The following is a 23,901-nucleotide window of genomic DNA, read 5'->3' as shown; positions in this document are numbered from 1 at the left end:
CAGCGGGTCTTGCCGATTGTGGAGTGGGTGCTGCCGGGGCGCCGGGGTGTCCCGGTGTGGGTGTGCTGGCGCGGGTGCTTCGGGGCGGGTGCTCTTGTCGTCGTCGTGCGGAAGGCGGCGTGTCATGGATTGGAAGCTCGAACTGGTGCCGGTTCCGGTGGCCGATGTGGAGCGGGCCAAGCGTTTCTACAGCGAGCAGCTGGGCTTCGCCGTCGACCATGACGTCTCGGTCGGTGGCCAGGCGCGCATCGTGCAGCTGACGCCGCCCGGGTCTGAGTGCTCGATCGTCATCGGTGCGGGTATGGGGGTTACCGACGTGCAGCCCGGTTCCGTGCAGGGCCTCCAGCTGGTGGTGTCCGATGTTGCGGCGGCCCGGGCACAGTTGGTCGAGCGGGGCGTGGCTGCGAGCCCCGTGCAGCACGTCGAGGACGGTGCGTTGGCCGATGGGCCCGGCGGGACGTGGAACTCGTTCGTCTACTTCACCGACCCCGACGGCAACGGCTGGTCGTTGCAGGAGGGGCCCACCGGCGACGGGCAGGGGCTCATCGAGGAGGGGTAGGAGCCCCGGCGGCCGGGAGGGTGCCAGGCGTGGTGCGTGGTGGGAGGGCTCACCGGCGGCCGAGAGGGGGCGTAGGGGGCGGGTGGGCTCACCAGTGACTGAGCAAGGCTCACTGGCGTCACGGCGGGCTCACTGGCGTCCGGGAGGGCCCAGGTGACGGATAGGGCGCCCCGGCAGGCGGCAGGCGGCAGGCGGCAGGCGGCTGCCAGCTGGCGGCTGGTTGGGCTCAGCCCCCTCCCAGCGCCGCGGCTTCCCCCGGGTTTCCCACCGTCCTTCTCACCACCCTTCGCCCCGCCCCTCGACCCACCCTCGGTCCGCCCTTCGATCCGCCCCGCGATCCGCCTCCCCGACCCGCCTTTCCCATCCGAAGTCGTGTCTACGATCGGGGGATGGCGACGGTTCGGGAGCAGGAAGCGTTTTTGCGGGCGTTTCACGCGGCGCACCCCGCGGTGACTGTACGGACGATGGCGCATGGGCGGGCCGAGGACGGGCGGTCGAGTTACGAGATCCTCCGGGACCGGGTGGCGGCCTGCGACAGGGTGCTGGATCTCGGGTGCGGTGACGGTCTGCTGCTCGAACTCCTCGCCGAGCGGGGAGAGCTGGGAGAGCGGGGAGAGCGGGCCGACCGGGAGCTGGCCGGACTCGATCTGTCTGCCGAGGAGTTGGCGCTGGCCCGTCGCCGCCCCGGTGTCCCCCGCGCCGACCTGAGGGCCGGGCGGGCTCAACAACTCCCTTTCGAGGACGGCCGGTTCGACGGCTGTGTGTCCCATATGGCGTTGATGCTGATGGGTGACGCCGAGCAGGTCGCGGCCGAGGTGGCACGGGTGCTCGCGCCCGGGGGCACGCTGGCGGTCGCCCTGGGTGGCGGTGCGGACAGCGACGAGGCGTATGCGGCGTTCCTGCGAGTGGCCCGGCCGCTGTTCGCGGCCGCACCCGCCGACCAGCGGATTCCTTCGCTCGGCGACCGGCGGCTGCGGAACCGCGAGGGGTTCGACGCGGTGTTCGGCCCGGCCGGATTCGGGCCCGTGCGCTGGGAGACCGTACGAATCGATCTCACCACACCGCCGGAGCGTGTCTGGGCGACCATGGGCGGCTTCTACGATCTGGGGCCGCTCGACCCCGCCGTCACCGCGGAACTACGGGCCCGCTTCGAGAGGGAGGCGGCGGCCCTGGCGCTGCCGGACGGCCGGATCCCCTGCGCGATGCGGGTGCATATCGCCACGGCGGTGCGGGGCGCGTGGTGACGTGGGGGTGTGGTGACGTGGGTGTGCGTAGTGACGAGGTGATGTGTGCGGGGCGGTGACGGCTCACCCGGCCCGCGGCGTGCGGGCCTCTGGCCAAGCCCCGGCTACCTGCCGCAGAGTCCCCGGCTGCCTGCCGCGAGCCTCCGCCTGCCTGCCGCCACCCTCCTCACCTCCCGACACCCCAAGGCCCCAACGCCCCCACACCCCCACACCCCAACCGCCCCTACCCCGGATGCCGTTGACCGTAAGTGGCCTCCAAGTGGGGCATGTGGGCGGTGCCCCAGGCGCCGAGGGGGGCGAGGGCCTCGTTGAGGGAGCGGCCGGCCTCCGTGAGGGAGTATTCGACCCTCGGCGGCACCTGGGGGAAGGTCTCGCGGTGCACGATGCCGTCGGCCTCCAGCTCGCGCAGCTGCTGGGTCAGTACCTTCTCGGTGATCTTCGGCAGGCCGCGGCGCAGTTCGCCGAACCGTTGTGGGCGCTCGGCCAGCGCCCACAACAGCAACACCTTCCATTTGCCGCCGATGACGTCCACCGCGGCGTCCAGCCCGCATTCGTACGGCTTGTTGCGTGCGCTCATGACCGGTCCAGCTCCCCCTGATGGCGTTCTGACGAGTTCCGGCGGGTTCTGGCGCGTCCTGAGGTGCCTGACGGTGCCTGGCGGTCGATGCCTGACGGTGCCTGGCGTTCGGTGCCTGACGGTGCCTTGCGGCGCCTGACGGGTCCTGACGAATCCTGGCGTGTCCTGACGCGTGCCGCTCGCCGGAGCAAGTAGCAAGTAGCAAGTATCCAGGACCGGAGGGTGGTTGGTGGGCGACGGTCGGAGTGCCCCTCACAGTCCCTGGGCGGCCATCCACTCCGGGTCCGGATCGATGGTCTGGAGGACCTCGATCAGGGTGCCCTCGGGGGCCCAGACGTTGAAGCGGCGCTGTCCCCAGGGCTCGTCGCGCAGCGGTACGGCGATCGGCACCCCCTTGTCGCGCAGGGTGGCCTCCTCGGCCGCGGCGTCCTCCACCAGGAAGCCGAGGAGGGCGCCGGCGGTCTTCTGGTGGCGGAAGTCCGACGGCATGGCCTCGTGTCCGCGCAGGGTGAAGTCCAATGCGCAGTCGGGGTGTTGGGGGTGCTGAAGGCTGGCGTACCAGTCGAGTTCGACGAGTGGCTGGAAGCCGAAGTGGTCGACGTAGAAGCGGGTGCTGACCGCGACGTCGTCGGTGAGCAGGGCGGTGCCGAACTTGGCGAAGCGCATAAGGATCCTCTCCTGGCGCGGCCGGGCGGTCCGGCGGCGCGGTGGTGTGCCACCGGATCGGGGCGGTCACGGCCACCACCGGTGCAACGACTCCAGTTGTAGTACTCTGGATGTAGTGGTTGCAAGGGGTTTTCGGAAATTCGGTCGGCGACGTGTGAGGTGGGCGAGATGGTGCGCAATCCGGAGCGGCGGGCGGCGTTGGTGGATGCCGCGATCGAGGTGCTGGCGCGGGACGGTGCGCGCGGGCTCACCTTCCGGGCCGTCGACGCGGCCGCGGAGGTGCCCGGCGGCACCGCGTCCAACTACTTCACCAGCAGGGACGATCTGCTGGCCCAGGTCACCGGGCAGATTCACCAGCGGATCGCGCCCGACCCGGACGAGGTCGCCGAGGTGATGGCGGCGCCGCGCGGCCGGGCGCTGGTGGCCGACCTGATGCGGTGGATCAACCGCCGGGTGACCGAGAACCGCACCGGCTATCTGGCGATGCTGGAGCTGCGGCTGGAGGCGACCCGCCGCCCCGAGCTGCAGGCCGAGCTGACCCGGGTCATGCGGGCGACGTTCGACGAGAACCTCAGCTTCCATCTGGAGAGCGGGCTGCCCGGTGACCCGACCGCCGTGACCCTGATGTATCTCGCCATGACCGGGCTGATGCTGGAGCAGCTCACCCTGCCCGGGGTGGTGCCCGCCGAGGAGACCGACGGGCTGATCGCGGCACTCGTCGACCGCACGATCGGGCCGGAGGGGGCGTCCGAATAGCCCCGAGTGGCGGAGTTCCCCAGGCCGGGTCCCTCGGCCCCATGAGGGCGCGCCCTACCCCCGTAAGGGTGCGCCCTGACTCCCGTAAGGGTGCGCCCTGACTCCCGTAAGGGGTGCGCCCCGACTCGACCTAGCCCCCGTAAGGGCGCGCCGTGCGGGCCTCGCGGAGGGCCAGGGCCCACCACTCCAGCTGGCGGAGCAGGGCGCCGGCGGCCTTCTCGGCGGGGGCCGGGTCGTGCAGCCGCCCCTCGTCGTCGAAGAGGTTGCCGGCCAGCGCGAAGCTCACCGTTTCGCGCACCGTCGTGGCGTGCAACTCGGCGAAGACCAGCCGCAGTTGCTCGACGGCGCGGAGGCCGCCGGAGATCCCGCCGTACGAGACGAAGCCGACCGGCTTGGCCTGCCACTGCGGGAACAGCAGGTCGATGGCGTGCTTGAGCGGGGCCGGGAAGGAGTGGTTGTACTCCGGGGTGATCACCACGAACGCGTCCGCCTCCTCCACACGCTTGGCGAAGGACTCGTACTCCTCGCTGCCGTGCCGCAGCTCGTACGGGCGGACCTCGGCCAGATCGATCACGTCGAGGTCGACATGGGCGCGGGTCTCCGCCTCTCGGGTGAACCAGTTCGCGATGACGGGCGCGAACCGGCCCTCCCGGGTGCTGGCGACGATGACTGCGAGGCGGTAGGCGTGCTCAGACATGCGGGTCCTCCGTGGCGGGTGGCCGGGTGGCCGGGTGGTGGACGGCGGGCTCGCCGTCGGGACCCGACGCTAAGACCTCAAGCGAAGTTGAGGTCAAGCGCGCCCGGGACCGCCGCCACGGAGGCTGGGGCTATGGAGGTCGGCGACACGGAGACCAGCGCTACGGGACCGCCGCCACGGAGGCAGGAGCCATGTCCGTGGCGCCATGCAGGTCGGCGCCACGGAGAGCCGCCCGGGGGGCCCTCCCTGCGGCCATTTCCGCGGCCACTCCGCGCGGATCACCCCACGCCGATCGCCCGACGCCGGCAACTCGACGCAGATCACTCCACGCCGAACAGCTTCAGCAGCTCCGTCTTCTGGAACATCTGCGCCGTCTCGATCGCCGACGGCGCGCCCGCCGACGGGTCGGCCCCGTGCGCCATCAGCACCTTGACGACCTCGTCGTCGCCCTTGAACACCGCACCGGCCAGCGGCGTCTGGCCGCGGTCGTTGGGGCGGTCGGGGTCGGCGTCGCGCTGCAGCAGCGCCTCCACCGTCGCCGGGTGGCCGTGGTACGCCGCCAGCATCACGAGCGAGTCGCCCTTGTCGTTCGTCAGGTTGGCGGGCACGCCGGCGTCCACGTACGCGGCGACGGTGTCGGTGTCTCCGTGCCGCGCCAGGTCGAACACCTTGGACGCGAGCTGCAGTACCTCGGGGTCATGCGCATGCTCGATCGACTCGGGCCCCTGCGGCTGGGGATTCGCGTCGCTCATGGTCGCCGGCCTCCTGCTGTCGTGGGTGGTACGTGCATGATCGGTGCGGGACGAGTGCGCGGTACTGCGAGGTGCCTGCGTGGCACCTGCGCGGTACGTCCTTGATACCTGTGCGGTACCTGCGTGCACTTGTTCCTGCACTGTCATCGCCACTTTATGCAGGCCACTGCCCTTCCGGCAGTGCCAGCGCACCCGGCGCCGGCGCCGACCCCAGCAGAGCCGGCGCCAACCCCAGGGGAGCCGGCGCCAACCCCAGGGGAGTCCCCACCAGCACGCCGCGTCAGACGCACCACGTCAGCCCGTTACCTCGGAACGCACCGCGTCATCCCGTTGCGTGAGAAGGCCGCATCAGAACGCCGCGCGGATCTCTCCCACCCGGACCCCGCCGCCCAGCAGCGGGACCTCCGCCAGACGGGAAAGCACCGGCGCGTCGACGCCCATCAGGCGGAGGGTGCGGGCGAGGACCGGGCCGAGGGCGCGCCCGGCACCGTCGTCGATCTTGAATGCCAGCGCCCGGCCGTCCGGCAGGGCCACCGCCTGGACCGCCTCGGCGCCCATCTTCGACAGCGTGCCGGGCAGCTCCTGCATCAGCCAGGTGTCGGGGCGGCGGGTGCCGGCGACGTACTCCGGGTGGGCGCGCATCGCGTCCGCCACCTGCCGCTCCGGCGTGCCGGGGTCCGCCAGTACGAAGTGCCGGAAGGCGCGGGCCAGGCCCGTCAGGGAGAGCGAGAGCAGCGGGGCGCCGCAGCCGTCCGTACCGACGTGCGCGACGTCCTCGCCGCTCGCGCCGCGCACGGCCTCGTCCACCAGTTGCTGCAGCGGATGCGTCGGGTCCAGATACGAGTCCAGCGCCCAGCCGTTGCGCGCCGAGGCGGCGAGCATCGCGGTGTGCTTGCCCGAGCAGTTCATGGCCAGCCGGTCGCGGACCTGGCCCGCGGCGAGGTACGACTCCGCCTCCTCCGGGTCCAGCGGCAGGTCGGGCGGCGTCTGGAGCTGGTCGGCGGTCAGCCCGTGCTCGGCCAGCATGGTCCGGACGAGATCGAGGTGGAAGGACTCGCCGGAGTGGCTCGCGGCGGCCAGCGCCAGCCGCTCGCCGGACAGCTCAAGGCCCGCCCGCAGTACGGCCGCGGCCTGCATCGGCTTGTTCGTGGAACGCGGGAAGACTGGTGCCGCCACATCGCCCAGCGCCGTCTCGACGCTGCCGTCCGCCGCCAGCACCACCAGGGAGCCGCGGTGCCGGCCCTCGACGAAACCGGAGCGCACGACCTCGGCGAGGACCGGGGAGACGTCCTCCGGGGAACGCGGGGTCGGTACGGATATCGGGGTGGGCGAGGACGAGGTCATCGGCAGCCTTCCGGACGGGGACGGGGGCCGACCCGCGTCCGGAAGGCTTGTGGCCCGTCAGGACAGCAGGTCGTCCACTTGTGCTTCGCCTTCACGGTACCTGCGGGCGATTTCCGCACTGCACTCGTCGGTGGTGCGCTGCAGCGACTGCCGGCGCTGCGAGACCTGGCGTTCGTAGCGGATCAGCCGGCCCATCGCCTCGTGCAGCTCCTGGTCGGTCCGCGCGGTGAGGTCGGACAGCTCGACCTCGCCGAGCATCTCGTCCGCCATCCTGCGGTACTCCTCGCTGTGCGGTGTGCCGAGCGTCACATGGCGGGCCGACGAGCGGTGCCGCGACGGCAGGTCCGTCAGGATCTCCGGCAGCCGGTCCAGCAGCGGCGAGTGCTGGGCGGTACGGCGGGCGATCTCGGCCCGCAGGATGTCGATCCGGCCCTGCAGCAGCCGCCGCAGATAACTCAGATCGGCCTCCTCCTGCTGCGAGTCCCGGCGTACGACCCGCAGCTCGGGCAGCCCCAGTCCGGAGAGATCGGGTGTGGTGGCCGGGCGGCAGCGGTCGCGCTGCTGCGGGGGGCGGGGGTGCTGCGCCTGGCCTGCCTGGAGCATGGGGCCGTCCTTGGTGCCGGCCGGCTCACCGGGAGCCGCTGCCGTGGTCGTCGTGGTCGTCGTGGTGGATGTGGTGGCTGCGGGGGCGGTGGTGGGAGATGAGGTGGTGGTCGTTGATGCGGTGGGGGCCGCCGGGGCGGCAGGTGCCGTCCGTCCGGTGCCGGAAGCGGTGGTGGCGGCTGGCGCCGGTGGTTCGGTCGGTTTCGTACGGGCGCTCGGTGTCGTACGGGCGCTCGGTACGGGACCGGGTGTCTGTCCGGCGCCGGCAGTGCTCATAAATGGTTCCGTCCCCTCGTCCGGGCCGCGTCCAGGGCATGTTGTCCATGAAACGCACCACGTGCACGCATCGTGCCACTCTGTGCGGTCCTTCTGCAGGGCCATGGCACCCGAACGGCCCCCGTGGGGGCACGGCTGTCCGAAGCCGTACCGCCGACCGGCATGATGGCGGGTATGCGAGCCGTGGTGCAGAGAGTTGACGGTGCCCGCGTCGAGGTGGCGGGCGAGACGGTCGGGGAGATCGTCGGGGAGGGGCTGTGTGTACTGGTGGGCGTCACCCACGACGACACCCCGGAGAAGGCGGCACAACTCGCCCGCAAGCTGTGGTCGGTGCGGATGCTGCAGGGCGAGAAGTCCTGCTCGGACACCGGGGCGCCGCTGCTGGTGATCAGCCAGTTCACTCTCTACGGTGACGCGCGAAAGGGCCGTCGTCCCACCTGGAACGCCGCGGCCCCCGGCCCGGTCGCCGAACCACTGGTCGACGAGGTCGTCGCCCAGCTACGAGCGCTGGGCGCCCCTGTGGAGACCGGCCGCTTCGGCGCACAGATGAAGGTCTCACTGACCAACGACGGACCGTTCACGGTCCTGGTCGAGGTGTGAGGGCGGGGACCTGAGGGGCGGGCGAGGCCCGAGGGCCCCGGGGGAGGGCGCTCTCAGGGGGCGCCCTTAGGGGTTTCCATTAGGGGCTTCCCTCGGGGGAACGCCCTTGGGGGCGTCCAGCGGGGGACTGGTACCCGTAAGGGGGAGTCGAACGGATTCCCTAGGGGACGCGAGGGCCCCCTGCGGGGCCACAACGTGGCGGGGCGGGCGGCTATTCCCGGGCCGCAGGCGGCGAACGCGGTGGGCCAGGTGGGAAGTTCCCGGGCGCACGCATCGAACGTGGCGGGGAGAGCAGGCCGTTCCTGGCCGCGCGCAGCGAACGTAGCTGGGAAGGTGAGGTCTTCCCGGTCGCCTGGCCGACTCCCCCCTCCGGCAGCCCCTGCAGCCCCCTCAGCCCGCGCAGGCCCGTAGCTCCACGGCCCCCACAGCCCCGTTAGCCCCCGCAGCCCCGCAGCCCCCACGATCCCCACCGGGCCTACTCCTACGTGGTGGGCCGGGTGAGGCATCCCAGGCACCCGACCAGCCCCCTGTAGTCCCGTAGCCCCGCAGCCCCCGGCCCTACGGCTGCACCACCACCTCCTGGGCCGCTGCTGTGCCGCCTGCGGTCAGTTGGGCGTCCACGGGGACGTTTCGCTTGACCAGGGCCAGGGCGATGGGGCCGAGTTCGTGGTGGCGGGCAGAGGTGGTGACGAAGCCGAGTTGGCGGCCCTCCTCGCCGTCGGCGGCGAGCCGGATCGGGGCGCCGTGCGGGGGCAGGTGCACCTCGCTGCCGTCCAGGTGCAGGAAGACCAGCCGGCGCGGCGGCTTCCCCAGGTTGTGGACCCGGGCGACGGTCTCCTGGCCGCGGTAGCAGCCCTTCTGGAGGTGCACGGCGGTGCCGAGCCAGCCGAGCTCGTGCGGGATGGTGCGGTGGTCGGTCTCCAGGCCGAGCCGCGGGCGGTGCGCCTCGACGCGCAGCGCCTCCAGGGCCAGCACGCCGATCGCCGGGCCGTGGGTGTCGGCGAACGCCGACAGCTCCGCGCGCGGCAGGAACAGATCACGGCCGTGCGGCGTCTCGCGGACGACCGTGCCCTCGGGGACCTCGGCGATGGACCCGGCCGGCAGGTGGACCACCGCGATCTCGTCGGTCCGGTCGGCGATCTCGACCCGGTAGAAGAACTTCATGCTTTCCAGGTAGGCGATCAGCGCCTCCTGGCCACCCGGCTCGGTGTGCATCCACGTCGTTTCCCCGTCGTCGACGAGGTACAGCGCATGCTCGATGTGGCCGTGCGCGGAGAGGATCAGCGCCTCCGTGGCGTGGCCGGGCGGCAGTTCGCTGACGTGCTGGGTGAGCAGCAGGTGCAGCCAGCTCAGCCGCTCGGGGCCGCTGACGGTGACCACGCCGCGGTGCGAGAGGTCCACGAAGCCGGTGCCGTCGGCGAGCGCGCGCTGCTCCCGGAACAGGTCGCCGTAGTGCGCGGCAACGCCTTCGTCGGGGGCCTCGGCAGGGACGGCGCCGGGCAGCGACAGCAGCGGGCTGACGGGTGATTGTCGCAGCATGGGCCCAGCCTACGACGCGGTCGCGGCTTTCGGCCGGGGCGGTCTCAGCCCTCGTCGCCGGCGGCCTTGGCGCGGCAGTCCGCGCACCGGCCGAAGATCGCGAAATGCTTCATATCGGTCTCGAAGCCGAACTGTTCGCGCAGCGTCGCGGTGAACGGCTCGGCCACCGACAGGTCCGCCTCGATCACCTCGGTGCAGTCCCGGCACACCAGGTGGATGTGGTGGTGGCGGTCGGCGAGGTGGTACGTCGGCGCGCCGTGGCCGAGGTGGGCATGGCTGACCAGGCCCAGCTCCTCCAGGAGCTCCAGGGTCCGGTAGACCGTGGAGATGTTCACGCCGCCGGCCGTCTTGCGCACCTCGGTGAGGATGTCGTCCGGGGTGGCGTGCTCCAGCCTGTCCACGGCCTCCAGGACGAGCTGCCGCTGCGGGGTCAGGCGGTATCCGCGCCTGCGGAGGTCGCTCTGCCAGTCGGTGGTCACCACACCGCCAGTGTAGGAGGGTGGACGGCGACGGGGTATGCGCCGCCGTCAGCCACCGCCCGCCTGCCTGCCGCGCCGGCCGCCCGCCCGTAGCCGCTCCGGAGGAGATCCCGGGGACGAACGGGTCGGCGAGCGCATTGCCGACCGGTGCCCGGCGCCGACGACCGCGGCCAGGCCGACGTCCGCGGGCGGCAGGGCCCGCGGTCGTCGCAGCGCGTCAAGCTCGTCGTGCGGGCCGGTCAGCCCTGGTACGGAGTGCCGTCGGGGTTGAAGAAGGAGACCCCGTCCGGCATGTCGTCGGGCAGGCTCTCGGCCCACTCCTTCAGGTCGGCGACCTTCTTCAGGTGCGCGGACATGTACGGCCGCAGCGGCACGTCCGGGGTCGACTTCTCGCCGACCCACATCAGGTCGCTGTTGACGTAGCCGTAGAGCCGCTTGCCGCCGCTGTACGGGCCGGCCGAGGCGGTCCGCGCGATGGCGTCGGTGGCCAGGTCGATCTGCGGCTTCTGGTGGGCCAGCTCGCCGTACCAGACCTCGACGACGCCCTGGTCCCGGATCATCACGACCTCGACCTTGCGGTCCGCGTCGACGCGCCAGTAGCCGCTCTCGCTCTCCAGCGGGCGGACCTTGTTGCCCTGGGAGTCGAGCACCCAGCTGTGCGAGTGGTACTCCAGGAAGTCACGGCCGTCGTGGGAGAAGGTGACCTCCTGCCCGAAGTTGCACTTCTCGGCACCGGGGAAGTCGGCGACGCCGGCGCCCTCCCAGTGGCCGAGGAGGAAGGCGAGCGGCACCAGGGCCGGGTTCAGGTCGGAGGGGATCTCGATCATGAGAGCTCAGGCGATCTGTAGAGAGGGGAAAGGGGTGTCCGCGTGCGTCAGCGCTGGCCCTGGTACAGCTTCGCCCAGGTCAGACCGGCGAACGCGATGACGCCGACGGCGACCAGAACCAGCAGGGTGGTGAAGAATGCCTCAAGCACGGGCGCGCTCCTTGGACGGAGTGAGGATGTAACGGACCGCTTGCGAGTCTAGTCGGCGGCATCGGCCACGGCGCTGTGAGGTCTGCCGCCCGCCCGCGCCTACTCTTGGCCCCATGGCGAAGAAGCTCGTGATCAAGGTGACGGCGGGGGCGGATGCACCCGAGCGGTGCTCGCAGGCGTTCACGGTGGCGGCGGTGGCGGCGGCCAGCGGCGTCGAGGTGTCGCTGTGGCTGACCGGGGAGTCGGTGTGGTTCGCGCTGCCCGGTCGGGCGGCGGAGTTCGAGCTGCCGCACGCGGCACCGCTGCCGGAGCTGATCGACGGCATCCGCGCGGGCGGCGGCGCGATCACCGTCTGCACGCAGTGCGCGGCCCGTCGCAACATCGAACAGAAGGACCTGATCGAGGGCGCGGGCATCGCCGGGGCCCAGGTCTTCGTCAGCGAGATCATGCCCGACGACGTCCAGGCGCTGGTCTACTGAGCACGGTCTCCTGACCGCGGTACCGCACGGTCTCCTGGCCGCGGTGCCGCACAGCCTCCTGACCGCGGTGCCGCGGTGTCCTGCCCGCGCGGGAGCGGACGGGACCGCCGAGTGCGCCTGTCCACCGCGGGTGCTTGTGTATCGCCGGTGCCCGGCTACCGCGGGTGCTTGTCGTCGCCGCGGTCGTCGAGTTCGCGCCACCAGCGGTCCGATTCCGGGTCGCCGGACTCGTCCCACCAGCGTTCGCCGGGCTCGCGGCGGTTGCCGATGATCGCCGCGACCGGCGGGATGACCATGGCGACGACGCACATGCCGACCGCGACCGGCACCGACCACAGCCGGACCACGCCCCAGGCCAGCACGAACAGCACGAGGCACACGCCCATCAGCACGAAGTACCGGCGATGACGGCGCTCTGCGGGCGACCGTTGGTGCGCGTACACAACTCCACGGTAAATCCGCGGGGGACCGGAAAGAAGCCGGGGCGCGGCCCGGTTCGTGGCCCGGTTCCGGGCCGGAGCAGCGCGAAGGGCCGCACCCCCGCCAAGGCGTCCAAGCCTCGGGGGTGCGGCCCTCACGGCCGTACGGAAGGTACGGACAAGGGTCGCCGTCAGACGGCGATGGCGACCTCCGCCAGCCCGCCCTTCTGGGCGACGACGGTACGGTCCGCGGTGGCGCCGGGGACGAGCGCGCGCAGCGTCCAGGTGCCCTCGGCCGCGTAGAAGCGGAACTGTCCGGTCGCGGAGGTGGGAACCTCGGCGGTGAACTCGCCGGTGCTGTCCAGGAGTCGGACGTAACCGGTGACGGGCTCGCCGTCGCGGGTCACGCTGCCCTGGATCGTGGTCTCACCGGGCTTGATGGTCGAGGCGTCCGGGCCGCCGGCCTGTGCTCCACACATAGGGGTACTTCCTTGAGGGGTTCGGGGGAGAAGCCTTGTTTACTTGTTGGCGCCGAGCTCGATCGGGACGCCGACCAGCGAGCCGTACTCGGTCCAGGAGCCGTCGTAGTTCTTGACGTTGGTCTGGCCGAGCAGCTCGTGCAGCACGAACCAGGTCAGCGCGGAGCGCTCACCGATCCGGCAGTAGGCGATGGTGTCCTTGGTCAGATCGACCGACTCCTGCTCGTAGAGGGCCGTGAGCTCCTCGTCCGACTTGAAGGTGCCGTCGTCGTTGGCGTTCTTCGACCACGGGATGTTGCGGGCGCTGGGCACGTGGCCGGGGCGCTGCGACTGCTCCTGCGGCAGGTGCGCGGGGGCGAGCAGCTTGCCGCTGAACTCGTCGGGGGACCGCACGTCGACCAGGTTCTTGGTGCCGATCGCGGCGACGACGTCGTCACGGAAGGCACGGATGGAGGTGTCCTGGGCCTTGGCCTTGTAGTCGGTGGCCGGGCGCTGGGGGACCTCGGAGCCGTCGACCAGGTCGCGGGAGTCCAGCTCCCACTTCTTGCGGCCGCCGTCGAGCAGCTTGACGCTGTCGTGGCCGTAGAGCTTGAAGTACCAGTACGCGTAGGAGGCGAACCAGTTGTTGTTGCCGCCGTAGAGGACGACGGTGTCGTCGTTGGCGATGCCCTTCTCCGAGAGCAGCTTCTCGAAGCCCGCCTGGTCGACGAAGTCGCGGCGGACCGGGTCCTGGAGGTCCTTCTTCCAGTCGATCCGGACCGCGTTCTTGATGTGGTTCTTGTCGTAGGCCGAGGTGTCCTCGTCGACCTCGACGATCACGACCTTCGGGTCCTCGAGGTGGGCCTCGACCCAGTCGGCGTCTACGAGGACGTCGCTACGGCTCATGTTCTTCTCCTCCGGGGCAGTTACGGGGGCGGTTGGGGAAGTGGCACGCGGGTACGCCGGGCACGCGCCGGAGGCTTCCGGACGGCCCATGACGATCGTCGGGGCGCCGGAGCGGCGCGGTGCGGGGGACACGCGGGGGATTCGGCCGGAGCGGCCGGCCGGCCGGGCGAGGGGAACACCCCGTGCTCTGACGAGCCTGGGGGAGGGCGCACCCCGTCAGACAGGGCGACAGAGCATGGCGGCGACGCGGCACAGGTCCACTGCCCGCCGCTTCGTGAGGACCGCCAGTCCCCGCGGACGGGAACGGCTCAATGCGCTCTGCATGGCACCGATCGTAGGGACGCGGGGCCGGGCATGTCACCGGCGTGTCGAATGGCGAGACGCGTCTGTCCGTGATGTGGGACGCAGGGCGTGAACGAGCGGCCTCCGGGCGGGCGCCGGAGGCCGTTCGGTGGTGGGGGGTCTGGGGTGCGGACCCGGCTGTCTCAGGAAATGGACGGCCGGGTGGTCGGGCCGGGTGGTCGGGCCGGGTCGTCGGGCCGGGCGGCGGGCCGGTGGGGCGGCCCGCGGCGGGTGCCCCGGGTCAGCCGGGAAGCTTGACGTCCGTACCGGAGGCGGAGATCGACAGCCCGTCGGCCAGCGTCGCCACCTTGTCCAGCTTCAGGTTGCCCGGCAGCTGGTCCAGCTTCCAGTCGTGGTCGGTCTGGGCCCGCACCTTCGACTCGCAGCCCGGCAGCGCCCGGCACATCGCGGGCAGCCCGTCGGCCCGCAGCCGCACGGTGTTGCCGTGGACGATGCTGATCGAGCCGGTCACGTCCAGCGAGCTGAGGAGCGGCAGGTTCGGCGAGATCTTGACCTGGCTGCGGCCGTTCTTCTCCCCGGCGTAGGTGATCTTGACGCCGCCGCCCGCGGCCCTGGTGAGGTCCGCGTAGCTGATCCGGGCGTTGCCGGTGGCCGTGGCCGCGCTCTCGATGGACATGTAGTCGCTGGTCAGCGCCACGTCGTGGAACTGCGCCGACAGCTTGTCGATGCGCAGCGCGTGGCCGTCCGCGCGGGCCTCGATCCCGCCGAGCTCGGCGTCCACCTCCTCCAGGTCACGCCCGACGACCTGGGTCAGGAACGGGAAGCCCTTGATGGTGACGTCCGGGGTCCGGTCGAGTCCCTGGCTGCTGCGGATCTTCTCCGCGGCCTTGTCCTCGACGAGATTCACCGCCACCCGGTCGGCGGCCACGAACAGGCCGCCGAATATGACGACGAGGACCAACAGCACCCGTAGTGCGCGCATCGAACCACTACCCCCACACTGGGCCGGCACTGCCCGGCCGGCCCGTCGCTTGGCGTGCAGGCCCCCTGCCTGCGCTCCGGACGCCTACCCAGGGCCTGTCCGGTGGATCAGACCCTAAACGACGCCCTCCCCAAAGGGGAGCGGCGGCCGCCGGCGGGCGCGAGAAGCGCTCACCGGCGGCCGCCGCCGAGTGTCGGTGCGGCCCCGTCGGGCTAGCCCAGGGCCCGCCCCAGGACGTAGACCGCGGGGGCGGCGAGGGCCAGGGGGAGGGCCACGCCGGCCGTCATGTGGACGAAGCGCGACGGGTAGTCGTAGCTGGCCACCCGCAGGCCGATCAGGGCGCAGCCGCCGGCCGCCAGGCCCAGCACGGCGCCGGACGTGCCCAGGCCGGTCAGCTGGCCGGCCGCGATGCCGGCACCGGCCGCCGCCGCCAGGGAGATCACGACCGAGACGGACGAGGGCAGCGGCAGCGCCCGGGCGAGCGTGGCCACCGCGACCGCGGCGGCGCCGACGACCACCGCGTGCGGGTTGCCGGCCAGGTGGCCGGCCGCGAGCACCGCCAGCGCGGTCGAGGTCAGGCCCGCGGTCAGCGCGTACATCCGCTCGTCCGCGCTGCTGCGGTTGCGCAGCTGGAGGATCAGGACCAGCAGGCACCACACACCGAGCGTGCCGATGCAGACCAGGGGGGCGCTCGCCCGGTCCGTGGCCAGCAGCGCCGCGTCGGTGGCCAGCCCGGCCAGGAACGCCAGCGCGATGCCCTGGCGGGCCGGCCACATGCCGTTCAGCCGGAACCAGCCGGCGGCGGTGACCGCCTGGAGGAGGACCACCGGCACCGCGAGCACCGGCCGGGCCAGCGGCGCGGTCAGGGCCAGCAGCAGCGCGAGGACGGCGGTCAGCGCGGCCGGCTGGATGCCCGGCGGGATGATCGGCGAGCGGCCCTCCAGGCGGGCGCGCTGGTTGGGCGCGAGCGGCGCGGCGGGCAGCGAGGGCGGGGCGGCCGCCATGGTGGCGGTCGCGGCCGGCTGCCGGTCGGGCGGCGGCGCGGCGGGCCCGGGCTGCTCCGGTCCGGGCCGGTCGTGGCCGTAGCCGGGCTGTTCGGGTCGGTACCCGGGCTGCCCGTACGGGTCGCCGTAGGCGGCCTGGTGGGCGTGCGGCGCGGCGGCCGGCTGGGGCGCCGGCTGGTGCCCCGGCTGCCCGTAGGGGTCGGGGCCCCCGTACTGCTGCTGGTAGGGCGCGGGCTGCCCGTAGGGGGCCGGCCGGCCGTAGGCGTCCTGCGGGGCGTAGGGGCCGGACTGCCCGGACTGCCCATAGGGGTCCTGCGGGGCGTAGGGGTCGTGCGGCTGGTACGGGTGGTGGCCCTGCGGCTGGTGGTCGCTCATGATCGGCTGCTCACCCTCCCGCGAACGGCGGCAGGACCTCGACGGTGCCGCCCTCGGCCAGCGGCACCCGGGCGTGGTCGCGGGTGCCCACCGGATCGCCGTCCACCAGGAACGAGCAGCGCATCAGCACGCGCGCGAACTCGGGGTTCGCGGCGTGCGCGGCGCGCGCCGCGTCGAGCGCCTCGGCGAGCGTCGCCGCCGTATAGGGCTCCTCTGCCGTGCCCGCGGCGGCCTTGGCCGCGGCCCAGTAGCGCACGGTGCCAGTTGTTGTCACGGCGGCCTCTTCGTCGTGTCGGTCGGGGGACCGCCCTCGGTGGCGGCGGCCCCGTCGTTGCCGCCTCCATGATGGCGTACGCGGCGGCCGGGGCCGTCCGGGACGAGTCCCGGTGACGGCTTTCGTCCCGCTCCTGGCGGCCTTTCGGAAATTCGATTGCCGAAGGCAAGTGTTCACTTAGGCTCATTGTGTGTTGGTACGACTCGCGCGGGGGCATTTGCGGCCCCACAGGCGCTCGATGACCCTGATCGTGCTGCTCCAGCTGATCCAGACCCTGGCCACCCTCTACCTCCCCACCCTCAACGCCGACATCATCGACAACGGTGTCGTGCGGGGTGACACGGGCTACATCTTCCGTACCGGCGGATTCATGATCGCCGTCACCCTGCTGCAGATCGTCTGCGCGATCGGTGCCGTCTACTTCGGCGCCCGCACGGCCATGGCGCTCGGCCGGGACGTCCGCGCCGCGGTCTTCGACCGGGTCCAGTCCTTCTCCGCCCGCGAGGTCGGCGCCTTCGGCGCCCCGTCGCTGATCACCCGCACCACCAATGACGTCCAGCAGGTCCAGATGCTGGTGCTGATGACGTTCACGATGATGGTCTCCGCGCCGATCATGTGCGTCGGCGGCATCGTGATGGCGCTCAACCAGGACGTGCCGCTGTCCGGCCTCCTGCTGGTCATCGTCCCGGTCCTCGGGATCCTCGTCGCACTGATCGTGCGCCGGATGCGGCCGCTCTTCCGCGGCGTGCAGGAGCGCATCGACACCGTCAACCGCGTGCTGCGCGAGCAGATCACCGGCATCCGCGTGATCCGCGCGTTCGTCCGCGACCGGCACGAGCGCGAGCGGTTCGCCGGGGCCAACACCGGCCTCTACGACGTCTCGCTGCGCGCCGGCCGGCTGATGTCGATGATGTTCCCGCTGGTCATGCTGATCGTGAACCTCTCCAGCGTGGCCGTCGTCTGGTTCGGCGGGCTGCGCATCGACAGCGGCGGGATGCAGATCGGCGCGCTGACGGCCTTCCTCAGCTATCTGATGTACATCCTCATGTCGATCATGATGGCCACGTTCATGGTCATGATGCTGCCGCGCGCCGAGGTCTGCGCCGAGCGCATCCAGGAGGTGCTGGCCACGGACTCCAGCGTCGTCCCGCCGCAGAACCCGGTCACCGCACTGCGCCGCCGCGGCGAACTGGAGCTCCGCAACGTCGAGTTCCGCTTCCCCGGCGCCGAGCAGCCGGTCCTCAAGGACATCTCGCTGACCGCCCGCCCCGGTGAGACCACCGCCGTCATCGGCTCCACCGGAAGCGGCAAGTCCACCCTCCTCGGGCTCGTGCCCCGGCTCTTCGACGCGACCGGCGGCACGGTCCTCGTCGACGGCGAGGACGTCCGCGGCCTCGACCCCGAGACGCTGGCCGGCGCCATCGGCCTGGTCCCGCAGAAGCCGTACCTCTTCTCCGGGACGGTGGCGAGCAACCTCCGCTACGGCAATCCGGACGCCACCGACGACGAGCTGTGGCACGCCCTGGAGATCGCCCAGGCCCGCGACTTCGTCGAGCGGATGGAAGGCGGCCTGGACGCGCCCGTCGCGCAGGGCGGCTCCAACGTCTCCGGCGGCCAGCGGCAGCGGCTGGCGATCGCCCGCGCGCTGGTCCGCCGGCCCGAGATCTACCTCTTCGACGACTCGTTCTCCGCGCTGGACTACGCCACGGACGCCGCACTGCGCGCCGCGCTCTCCCGCGAGACGGACCGGGCGACGGTGGTGATCGTGGCCCAGCGGGTCGCCACCATCCGCGGCGCCGACCGGATCGTCGTGCTGGACGAGGGCCGCATCGTGGGCACCGGCACCCACGCCGAGCTGATGGCCGGCAACGAGACCTACCGGGAGATCGTGCTCTCCCAGCTCACCGAGCAGGAGGCGGCGTGACCACCGCGGACAAGGGGACGGCCACCCGCGCCGACGCCCCGGCGGCCACCGAGGGGACCCCCACGGCGGCCCCGAGACGAGGGCCGGCCCCGGCGGCCGGCCCGGCCCGCTTCATGGGCGGGCAACCCACCGAGAAATCCATGGACTTCAAGGGCTCCGGCACCCGCCTGCTGGCCCAGATGCGGCCCGAGCGCGGCATGATGTCCGTGGCCCTGCTGCTGGGAGTGGCGAGCGTGGCGCTGACCGTCGTCGGCCCCAAGGTCCTCGGCCACGCCACCGACCTGATCATGTCCGGCATCATCGGCCGCCGGCTGCCCGAGGGCATCACCAAGGCCCAGGCGGTGGCCCAGCTGCGGGCGCACGGCCAGGGCGGGCTGGCCGACATGCTGGGCGCCATGCCGTTCGTGCCCGGCCAGGGCATCGACTTCGGCGCGATCGGCGTGGTCCTGCTGTGGACCGCCCTGATCTACGCCGCGGCCTCGCTCTTCGGGTTCGTCCAGGCCCGGATCGCCACCAAGGTCGTCCAGCGGACCGTCTTCCGGCTGCGCGAGCAGGTCGAGGAGAAGCTCGGCCGGCTGCCGCTGAGCTACTTCGACAAGCAGCAGCGCGGCGAGGTCCTCTCCCGGGCCACCAACGACATCGACAACGTCCAGCAGACGCTCCAGCAGACCCTCAGCCAGATCGTGAACTCGCTGCTGACCATCGTCGGCGTGCTCGCCATGATGTTCTGGATCTCCTGGCTGCTGGCCCTGGTCGCGCTGGTCACGGTCCCGGTCTCGGTGGTCGTCGCCACCAGGATCGGCAAGCGGGCCCAGCCACAGTTCGTCCAGCAGTGGAAGACCACCGGCAAGCTCAACGCCCACATCGAGGAGATGTACTCCGGCCACAGCCTGGTGAAGGTCTTCGGCCGGCAGAAGGAATCCGCCGAGCTCTTCCGCGAGCAGAACGAGGCGCTCTACGAGGCCGGCTTCCGGGCCCAGTTCATCTCCGGCATCATCCAGCCCGCGATGATGTTCATCGGCAACCTGAACTACGTGCTGGTCGCGGTGGTCGGCGGGCTGCGCGTCGCCTCCGGGGCGCTGTCCATCGGCGACGTCCAGGCGTTCATCCAGTACTCCCGCCAGTTCAGCCAGCCGCTGACCCAGGTCGCCTCGATGGCCAACCTCGTCCAGTCCGGCGTCGCCTCCGCCGAGCGGGTCTTCGAACTCCTCGACGCCCGGGAGCAGGACCCCGACCCCGAGCGGCCGGCCCGCCCCGCACACGTCCGCGGCCACGTCGGGTTCGAGTCCGTCTCGTTCTCCTACGCCGAGGACAAGCCGCTGATCGAGGACCTGTCGCTGGCCGTCCACCCCGGCCAGACGGTCGCCATCGTCGGCCCGACCGGCGCCGGCAAGACCACCCTGGTCAACCTCCTGATGCGGTTCTACGAGGTGCGCGGCGGCCGGATCACCCTGGACGGCGTGGACATCGCCGCGATGTCCCGCGAGGAGCTGCGCGCCCACATCGGCATGGTCCTCCAGGACACCTGGCTCTTCGGCGGCACGATCGCGGAGAACATCGCCTACGGCGCACCGGCCGGCACCTCGATGGACAAGATCGTGGCGGCCGCGAAGGCCACCCACGTCGACCGCTTCGTGCGCACCCTCCCCGACGGGTACGACACCGTCCTCGACGACGAGGGCAACAACGTCTCGGTCGGCGAGAAGCAGCTGATCACCATCGCCCGGGCCTTCCTCGCCGAGCCCGCCATCCTCGTCCTCGACGAGGCCACCAGCTCGGTCGACACCCGTACCGAGGTCCTCATCCAGCACGCGATGGCCCAACTGCGGTCCGGACGCACCAGTTTCGTGATCGCGCACCGCCTCTCCACCATCCGGGACGCCGACACCATCCTCGTCATGGAGAACGGCGCCATCGTCGAACAGGGCAGCCACGACGCCCTGCTGGCGGCCGACGGGGCCTATGCCCGGCTGTACGCGGCCCAGTTCGCCGAGGCGGTGGCGGAGGCCGACTGACCCGGCCGCGCGCCGACCGCTCCCTTACCGCACCCGCGCCCGTATGACCTGCGAGTAAACCCAACTCCCCCTGGAGATCGCGGATTTATGTGTAGGTCATACGGGCGCGCCGCTATCGTGTGGTCACCACGTGACGCACGGCGACGATGTGCTGCACGGGGTCCGGGAATGATCCTGGACGCCGTTGCCCGCAAGGGAGTTCCCGCAGGGGGGCCGACGGGCGACGGCTGCTGCTTGGGGTGAGTGGTGCCTCCCATGAGGCCGGATCCGCCGCAGAGCACGTACCCGGCCGCCGCCGCCGCGCTGCGCGTGCGCGTGGTGAGAGGGAACGCTCCACGCCAAGAGGGTGCGGACGATGGCGTGCGCACGGCGCCTCAATGCGGCCCGGTACGGGAGACGGCTGTTCATGGCCACCAAGGAGTCCGCCGCGCCCTTGCGGATCATCTACGGCGACGACGCCGGCGACGCCCGCACGATCACGGCGTTCGCCTCACTGTCCGTCCATCTGGACGACCTCGCGGCCGCCAAAGGGGAGCTGCTGCGATTCCGCGCCTCCCTGGAGGAGGACCCCGCCCTGCGCCTGCCGATCCATGCCTCGCTGCACGCCCAGGACCTCGCCGCGGGCCGCGGCCGCCACCTCTACCGCCCCGGACTGACCGGCACCGACCGCGACGCCCACCTGGCCGCCTGCCGCGGGGTGATCCGGCGCGGCCTGGAAACCGTGGCCGCCGTTCCGCGAGCGCGGGTGACCGCCGTGTACCGCGAGACGGACGACTACGGACGCGACCGCCCGGCCCTCCAGCGCGCCTGGCTGGCCCGGGTCAACGCCGAACTCGCCGCCGCGGACGAGTACGGCGTGGTGATCGTCGACGGCGACGGGACCGACACCTGCCTGGTCGACGCCTACCACGCCCTGCCCGAGCGCGACCGCCGCGTCGTGGGCGTCCCGCTCTTCGAGTCGGCCCGGATCAACTACTTCCTGCAGGCCGCCGACCTGCTCGCGTACGCCGCCTACCAGAGCGTCGCCAAGCGCCCGGAGCGGGAGTTCCTGTGGGACTGGTTCGGCGCCGCCCTGCCGTGGGCCGACGGCCCCACCGCCCGGTGACCGGTGCCGCCCGGCCCGCAACCAGCGAAGAACGACGGAGGGTTCATGTCGAAGTCCGAGGCGCGAGCGCCGATCACCGTGGAGTGGGGCAAGGAACAGGTCGTGGTGTCCGACGTCGCGCGGGAGCTGCCGGGCGCCTCGCACGTCGACGACCGGATGAAGCTGGTGAAGGCCGGACAGGAGAGCGCGCTGGCCTCGCTCCCCGAGGACGCCTGGCACGCGCTCGCGCGGGCGTCGGTCGCCCCGGAACTCGTCGCCGTGCAGTTGCGGCAGCCGGGCGGCTCGGACGGCAGCCTGCTCCTGGAGGAGCACGTCGACGGTGCCACCCTCCGCTCCGTGCACACCAGGGTGTGGCTGACCGAGCTGTTCCCGGGCATCCAGCCGCGCACCGGCCAGGAGGTGCTGGACGTCGATGATCCCCAGGTCACCGGCATGGACGCGGACGGGCGGCCGCAGGCGATCCTGCGCTACGAGTACCGGGACCTCGCCCACCTCCGGCAGCACATCTGGCAGACCATCCACGCCACGTTGCACATCAACTCCTACGAGGAGTCGATCCTGGCCCGGCGGGTGACCCGGGCGCTGATCGTGCACCCGGTCGTCATCGCCTTCACCGACGGCACCGAACCGGTGCACGCGCTGGTGGCCAGGGACGGCATCACCCGGCTGGCCAGCGCCTGGAAGGTGATGGCCGGCTCGGGAGCCACGAAGGAAGCCGCGGCCGACGCGGCGACCGAGACGCTGCTCGCCGAGCGCAAGCAGCCGGCCAACGAACCGCTGAAGTCGCGGACCCAGCGGTGGGCGCTGGGCCGGGAACAGCGCCGTGAGCTGCTGCGGGAGGAATTCGGCAAGGAGTCGGGCGGCGAGGTGCCCTCGCTGCGTGCCATCCAGATCGCCCAGACGTACGTGGTGCCGGCCCACATCGTCGTGGGAACCCAGGCGCACGAAGGCGGCATGCTGCCGGCCGCCGATGTCTTCGACGACGCCCTGCGCTCGATCCTCGCCTCGGTCCATGTGGAGTTCAAACCGTGGGACGCGGCGGCCCAGAACCTGGAGGTCGCCACCCGCGCGCTCAAGCTCGTCGTCCAGACCCGGGCACGCGAGTGGGGCAACGAGGAGCAGCTGGGCGAGGTGTACGCGCTCGCGGTGGGCCGCCGCCCGGCCGCCGACACCCCGGCCATCTTCCGCGACCCGGGCATCCCCGGGACGCCGCTGTGGCGCGCCGTCTACCTCCTCCACGTGCTGACCCGGGCGGAGCTCTACGCCGAGCTGCGCGGGCGGGCCAAGGAGATCAAGAACGAGCGGCGGATGACCGCCAAGGGCTATGCGGGGCTCCTGGGCCCGGTGGTGGACGAGCCGTGGCGCGCGGAGAAGAAGGCGGCCGTCAAGCAGGCCCGGAAGGCCTGGAGCAACGGCGGTGTGCTGTGCAAGGCCGTGCTGTCCGGCGGCTGGATCCCGGTGCCCACGGACGACTTCACCAGCCTGGTGGCGCCCGCCTTGAAGGGCGACGTCAACGCCCGCTGCACCCTCGCCCTGGCCGGCGGCACGGCCCTGATCGCGGACAAGCTGATCACCAGCAACGTCGGGTCGGCCCTGGGCACCCGCCGGGAGCCGGGGAAGGTGCCCTTCCGCGCCGATGCCCATCTGGTCGTCGGCGGCCTGGCCGCCGAGGGCAATGAACGGGGCCTGTGGACCCTGGCGCTGGCGGCGCAGCGGTTCGAAGCGGGCCGGCTGCCGCGCAACGCCGGTTCGCGGCAGGAGTTCGGGCTGCCCGAGGAGGAGGCGGGGGACGGGGCCTACCAGCACGTCGCGGTGGACCTGGCGGCGCCGGACCGGATCCGCCGGCACGGCGGGGACGAGGTGCCGCTGCTGCCGTGGGACGTCGTCTACGCGTCGGACGAGGCCAGGGCGCGCAAGACCATCGCGGACTCGATGCCGTCCGCGCCCCGGCCGGGGGAGCGGGCGGACGAGGGGGAGCCCGCGACCGACCCCGCGGCCGAGCCCGCGGCGGGGCCGGATGCCGAGGTGGCGGACGAGCGTCCCGTCGGGGCGCGGATCGCCGATCAGCGCAGGGCGCTGGGACTCGCGCTGAGCGGCGCGGAGCACGCGCTGGCCAAGCTGCGCGAGCTGGGCCAGGGCCGGACCTATCCGCCGCTGTTCACCGACGCCGACGAATGGCACGAGCTGCGCGAGGCCGCCATCCGGGTCCACCACCAGATCGACAACCACCGGCCGCCCTCGGACGAGGAGGAGCCGGCCGAGGACGGCACCGGGACCGACGACTGAGGCGCGGCAGGTGTGCCGTTCCGCGCACCCGTGCGCTCCCCGTGCGCTCCCCGGCCCCGGGAACGGCCGCCCGTCGCCGCCCGTCCGCCGCCCGCCGGGCCCGCCGCGTCCCGCTGCACGGACAGGTCATGTCCGCATGCCGGGACGCCACCGCGGGCGGACCGGGGCGGCTCGGGGGCCGGTCAAGCGCTGGTCGAAGGCGGCGGGCGGGGTGGCGGCGGGGGGCCTGTGGAGCCTGCCAACTCGCCCTCGCGCGGGGCCGTTCAGGGGATCCGGGAGACCGCGGTCCGAGCCCCGGCGGCC

The 23,901-nt window shown here is 72.2% G+C and carries 26 protein-coding genes; 9 read left to right on the top strand and 17 right to left on the bottom strand.

Annotated features, from left to right (window positions below; all coding sequences use genetic code 11):
* Positions 1-124 precede the first annotated feature (124 nt).
* Together ACZ7MX_RS08335 and ACZ7MX_RS08330 are read left to right on the top strand one after the other, a co-directional pair.
* Positions 125-559, top strand: coding sequence for a VOC family protein (locus ACZ7MX_RS08335; protein ID WP_472130441.1), 435 nt, complete (start codon positions 125-127; stop codon positions 557-559).
* A 464-nt stretch (positions 560-1,023) separates the two neighbouring features.
* Entirely contained in the window at positions 1,024-1,803 is a 780-nt protein-coding gene (locus tag ACZ7MX_RS08330) for a class I SAM-dependent methyltransferase (protein ID WP_472130439.1), read from the top strand.
* Positions 1,804-2,026: 223 nt separating this feature from the next.
* Here ACZ7MX_RS08330 and ACZ7MX_RS08325 read toward each other — a convergent pair whose 3' ends face one another.
* Together ACZ7MX_RS08325 and ACZ7MX_RS08320 are read right to left on the bottom strand one after the other, a co-directional pair.
* Positions 2,027-2,380, bottom strand: a complete 354-nt coding sequence (locus ACZ7MX_RS08325; RefSeq protein WP_472130437.1) for a winged helix-turn-helix transcriptional regulator — start codon at positions 2,378-2,380, stop codon at positions 2,027-2,029.
* Positions 2,381-2,632: 252 nt separating this feature from the next.
* A complete protein-coding gene (locus ACZ7MX_RS08320) occupies positions 2,633-3,046 on the bottom strand; it encodes a VOC family protein (protein WP_472130436.1) in 414 nt (137 codons plus the stop codon).
* A 168-nt stretch (positions 3,047-3,214) separates the two neighbouring features.
* Between ACZ7MX_RS08320 and ACZ7MX_RS08315 the strand changes: the two genes are divergently transcribed.
* Positions 3,215-3,802, top strand: coding sequence for a TetR/AcrR family transcriptional regulator (locus ACZ7MX_RS08315; protein ID WP_472130434.1), 588 nt, complete (start codon positions 3,215-3,217; stop codon positions 3,800-3,802).
* A gap of 130 nt (positions 3,803-3,932) precedes the next feature.
* Here the strand turns inward: ACZ7MX_RS08315 and ACZ7MX_RS08310 are convergent, their stop codons facing one another.
* The 5 genes from ACZ7MX_RS08310 to ACZ7MX_RS08290 all read right to left on the bottom strand — a co-directional run bounded on the left by ACZ7MX_RS08310 (position 3,933) and on the right by ACZ7MX_RS08290 (position 7,523).
* On the bottom strand, positions 3,933-4,499 hold the full coding sequence (locus ACZ7MX_RS08310; protein ID WP_472130432.1) for an NADPH-dependent FMN reductase: 567 nt from the start codon (positions 4,497-4,499) through the stop codon (positions 3,933-3,935).
* A gap of 320 nt (positions 4,500-4,819) precedes the next feature.
* Positions 4,820-5,251 carry an ankyrin repeat domain-containing protein gene (locus ACZ7MX_RS08305; RefSeq protein ID WP_265361589.1) on the bottom strand — a complete coding sequence of 144 codons (432 nt, stop codon included), beginning with the start codon at positions 5,249-5,251 and terminating at the stop codon, positions 4,820-4,822.
* A 348-nt stretch (positions 5,252-5,599) separates the two neighbouring features.
* The gene (locus ACZ7MX_RS08300) at positions 5,600-6,595 is read right to left on the bottom strand and encodes an asparaginase (protein WP_472130430.1); all 996 of its coding nucleotides are present in this window, start codon (positions 6,593-6,595) and stop codon (positions 5,600-5,602) included.
* A gap of 57 nt (positions 6,596-6,652) precedes the next feature.
* Positions 6,653-7,198, bottom strand: a complete 546-nt coding sequence (locus tag ACZ7MX_RS08295; protein WP_472130428.1) for an RsiG family protein — start codon at positions 7,196-7,198, stop codon at positions 6,653-6,655.
* A gap of 25 nt (positions 7,199-7,223) precedes the next feature.
* On the bottom strand, positions 7,224-7,523 hold the full coding sequence (locus ACZ7MX_RS08290) for a hypothetical protein (RefSeq protein ID WP_472130426.1): 300 nt from the start codon (positions 7,521-7,523) through the stop codon (positions 7,224-7,226).
* Positions 7,524-7,648: 125 nt separating this feature from the next.
* Here ACZ7MX_RS08290 and dtd point away from each other — a divergent pair, with 125 nt between their 5' ends.
* Positions 7,649-8,074 carry a D-aminoacyl-tRNA deacylase gene (dtd, locus tag ACZ7MX_RS08285; RefSeq protein ID WP_472130424.1) on the top strand — a complete coding sequence of 142 codons (426 nt, stop codon included), beginning with the start codon at positions 7,649-7,651 and terminating at the stop codon, positions 8,072-8,074.
* Positions 8,075-8,632: 558 nt separating this feature from the next.
* On the opposite strand, the gene ygfZ is transcribed toward dtd, so the two are convergent.
* The 3 genes from ygfZ to ACZ7MX_RS08270 all read right to left on the bottom strand — a co-directional run bounded on the left by ygfZ (position 8,633) and on the right by ACZ7MX_RS08270 (position 10,919).
* A complete protein-coding gene (gene ygfZ, locus ACZ7MX_RS08280; RefSeq protein ID WP_472130422.1) occupies positions 8,633-9,613 on the bottom strand; it encodes a CAF17-like 4Fe-4S cluster assembly/insertion protein YgfZ in 981 nt (326 codons plus the stop codon).
* A 44-nt stretch (positions 9,614-9,657) separates the two neighbouring features.
* The gene (locus ACZ7MX_RS08275) at positions 9,658-10,095 is read right to left on the bottom strand and encodes a Fur family transcriptional regulator (protein WP_030812671.1); all 438 of its coding nucleotides are present in this window, start codon (positions 10,093-10,095) and stop codon (positions 9,658-9,660) included.
* A 236-nt stretch (positions 10,096-10,331) separates the two neighbouring features.
* Positions 10,332-10,919, bottom strand: coding sequence for a heme-binding beta-barrel domain-containing protein (locus ACZ7MX_RS08270; protein ID WP_472130420.1), 588 nt, complete (start codon positions 10,917-10,919; stop codon positions 10,332-10,334).
* Positions 10,920-11,181: 262 nt separating this feature from the next.
* Here ACZ7MX_RS08270 and ACZ7MX_RS08265 point away from each other — a divergent pair, with 262 nt between their 5' ends.
* Complete coding sequence (locus ACZ7MX_RS08265; RefSeq protein WP_030414758.1) at positions 11,182-11,547, top strand: DsrE family protein; 366 nt, start codon at positions 11,182-11,184, stop codon at positions 11,545-11,547.
* A 155-nt stretch (positions 11,548-11,702) separates the two neighbouring features.
* On the opposite strand, the gene ACZ7MX_RS08260 is transcribed toward ACZ7MX_RS08265, so the two are convergent.
* From ACZ7MX_RS08260 to ACZ7MX_RS08230, 7 genes are all read right to left on the bottom strand, one after another.
* Positions 11,703-11,990, bottom strand: coding sequence for a DUF3099 domain-containing protein (locus ACZ7MX_RS08260; protein ID WP_030414757.1), 288 nt, complete (start codon positions 11,988-11,990; stop codon positions 11,703-11,705).
* A 167-nt stretch (positions 11,991-12,157) separates the two neighbouring features.
* Positions 12,158-12,445 (bottom strand): DUF1416 domain-containing protein, encoded by a 288-nt coding sequence (locus ACZ7MX_RS08255; RefSeq protein WP_030286290.1) that lies wholly within the window; start codon positions 12,443-12,445, stop codon positions 12,158-12,160.
* A gap of 39 nt (positions 12,446-12,484) precedes the next feature.
* The gene (locus tag ACZ7MX_RS08250) at positions 12,485-13,330 is read right to left on the bottom strand and encodes a sulfurtransferase (protein ID WP_472130417.1); all 846 of its coding nucleotides are present in this window, start codon (positions 13,328-13,330) and stop codon (positions 12,485-12,487) included.
* Between the two features lie 216 nt (positions 13,331-13,546).
* Positions 13,547-13,654 (bottom strand): putative leader peptide, encoded by a 108-nt coding sequence (locus tag ACZ7MX_RS08245; protein ID WP_351531855.1) that lies wholly within the window; start codon positions 13,652-13,654, stop codon positions 13,547-13,549.
* 259 nt (positions 13,655-13,913) lie between these two features.
* The gene (locus ACZ7MX_RS08240; RefSeq protein ID WP_472130415.1) at positions 13,914-14,615 is read right to left on the bottom strand and encodes an LmeA family phospholipid-binding protein; all 702 of its coding nucleotides are present in this window, start codon (positions 14,613-14,615) and stop codon (positions 13,914-13,916) included.
* Between the two features lie 212 nt (positions 14,616-14,827).
* The gene (locus tag ACZ7MX_RS08235) at positions 14,828-15,994 is read right to left on the bottom strand and encodes a hypothetical protein (protein ID WP_472130413.1); all 1,167 of its coding nucleotides are present in this window, start codon (positions 15,992-15,994) and stop codon (positions 14,828-14,830) included.
* A gap of 10 nt (positions 15,995-16,004) precedes the next feature.
* Complete coding sequence (locus ACZ7MX_RS08230; RefSeq protein ID WP_030414753.1) at positions 16,005-16,250, bottom strand: MoaD/ThiS family protein; 246 nt, start codon at positions 16,248-16,250, stop codon at positions 16,005-16,007.
* A gap of 208 nt (positions 16,251-16,458) precedes the next feature.
* Between ACZ7MX_RS08230 and ACZ7MX_RS08225 the strand changes: the two genes are divergently transcribed.
* The 4 genes from ACZ7MX_RS08225 to ACZ7MX_RS08210 all read left to right on the top strand — a co-directional run bounded on the left by ACZ7MX_RS08225 (position 16,459) and on the right by ACZ7MX_RS08210 (position 23,598).
* Positions 16,459-18,192, top strand: a complete 1,734-nt coding sequence (locus ACZ7MX_RS08225; protein ID WP_472130411.1) for an ABC transporter ATP-binding protein — start codon at positions 16,459-16,461, stop codon at positions 18,190-18,192.
* A gap of 113 nt (positions 18,193-18,305) precedes the next feature.
* Positions 18,306-20,207, top strand: coding sequence for an ABC transporter ATP-binding protein (locus tag ACZ7MX_RS08220; RefSeq protein WP_472130638.1), 1,902 nt, complete (start codon positions 18,306-18,308; stop codon positions 20,205-20,207).
* A 406-nt stretch (positions 20,208-20,613) separates the two neighbouring features.
* On the top strand, positions 20,614-21,312 hold the full coding sequence (locus tag ACZ7MX_RS08215; RefSeq protein ID WP_472130409.1) for a hypothetical protein: 699 nt from the start codon (positions 20,614-20,616) through the stop codon (positions 21,310-21,312).
* 45 nt (positions 21,313-21,357) lie between these two features.
* The gene (locus tag ACZ7MX_RS08210; RefSeq protein ID WP_472130407.1) at positions 21,358-23,598 is read left to right on the top strand and encodes a hypothetical protein; all 2,241 of its coding nucleotides are present in this window, start codon (positions 21,358-21,360) and stop codon (positions 23,596-23,598) included.
* Positions 23,599-23,901: the final 303 nt, after the last annotated feature.

Source organism: Streptomyces sp. NPDC107765 (assembly GCF_055657085.1).
This window is presented reverse-complemented; position numbering and strand designations above follow the sequence as displayed.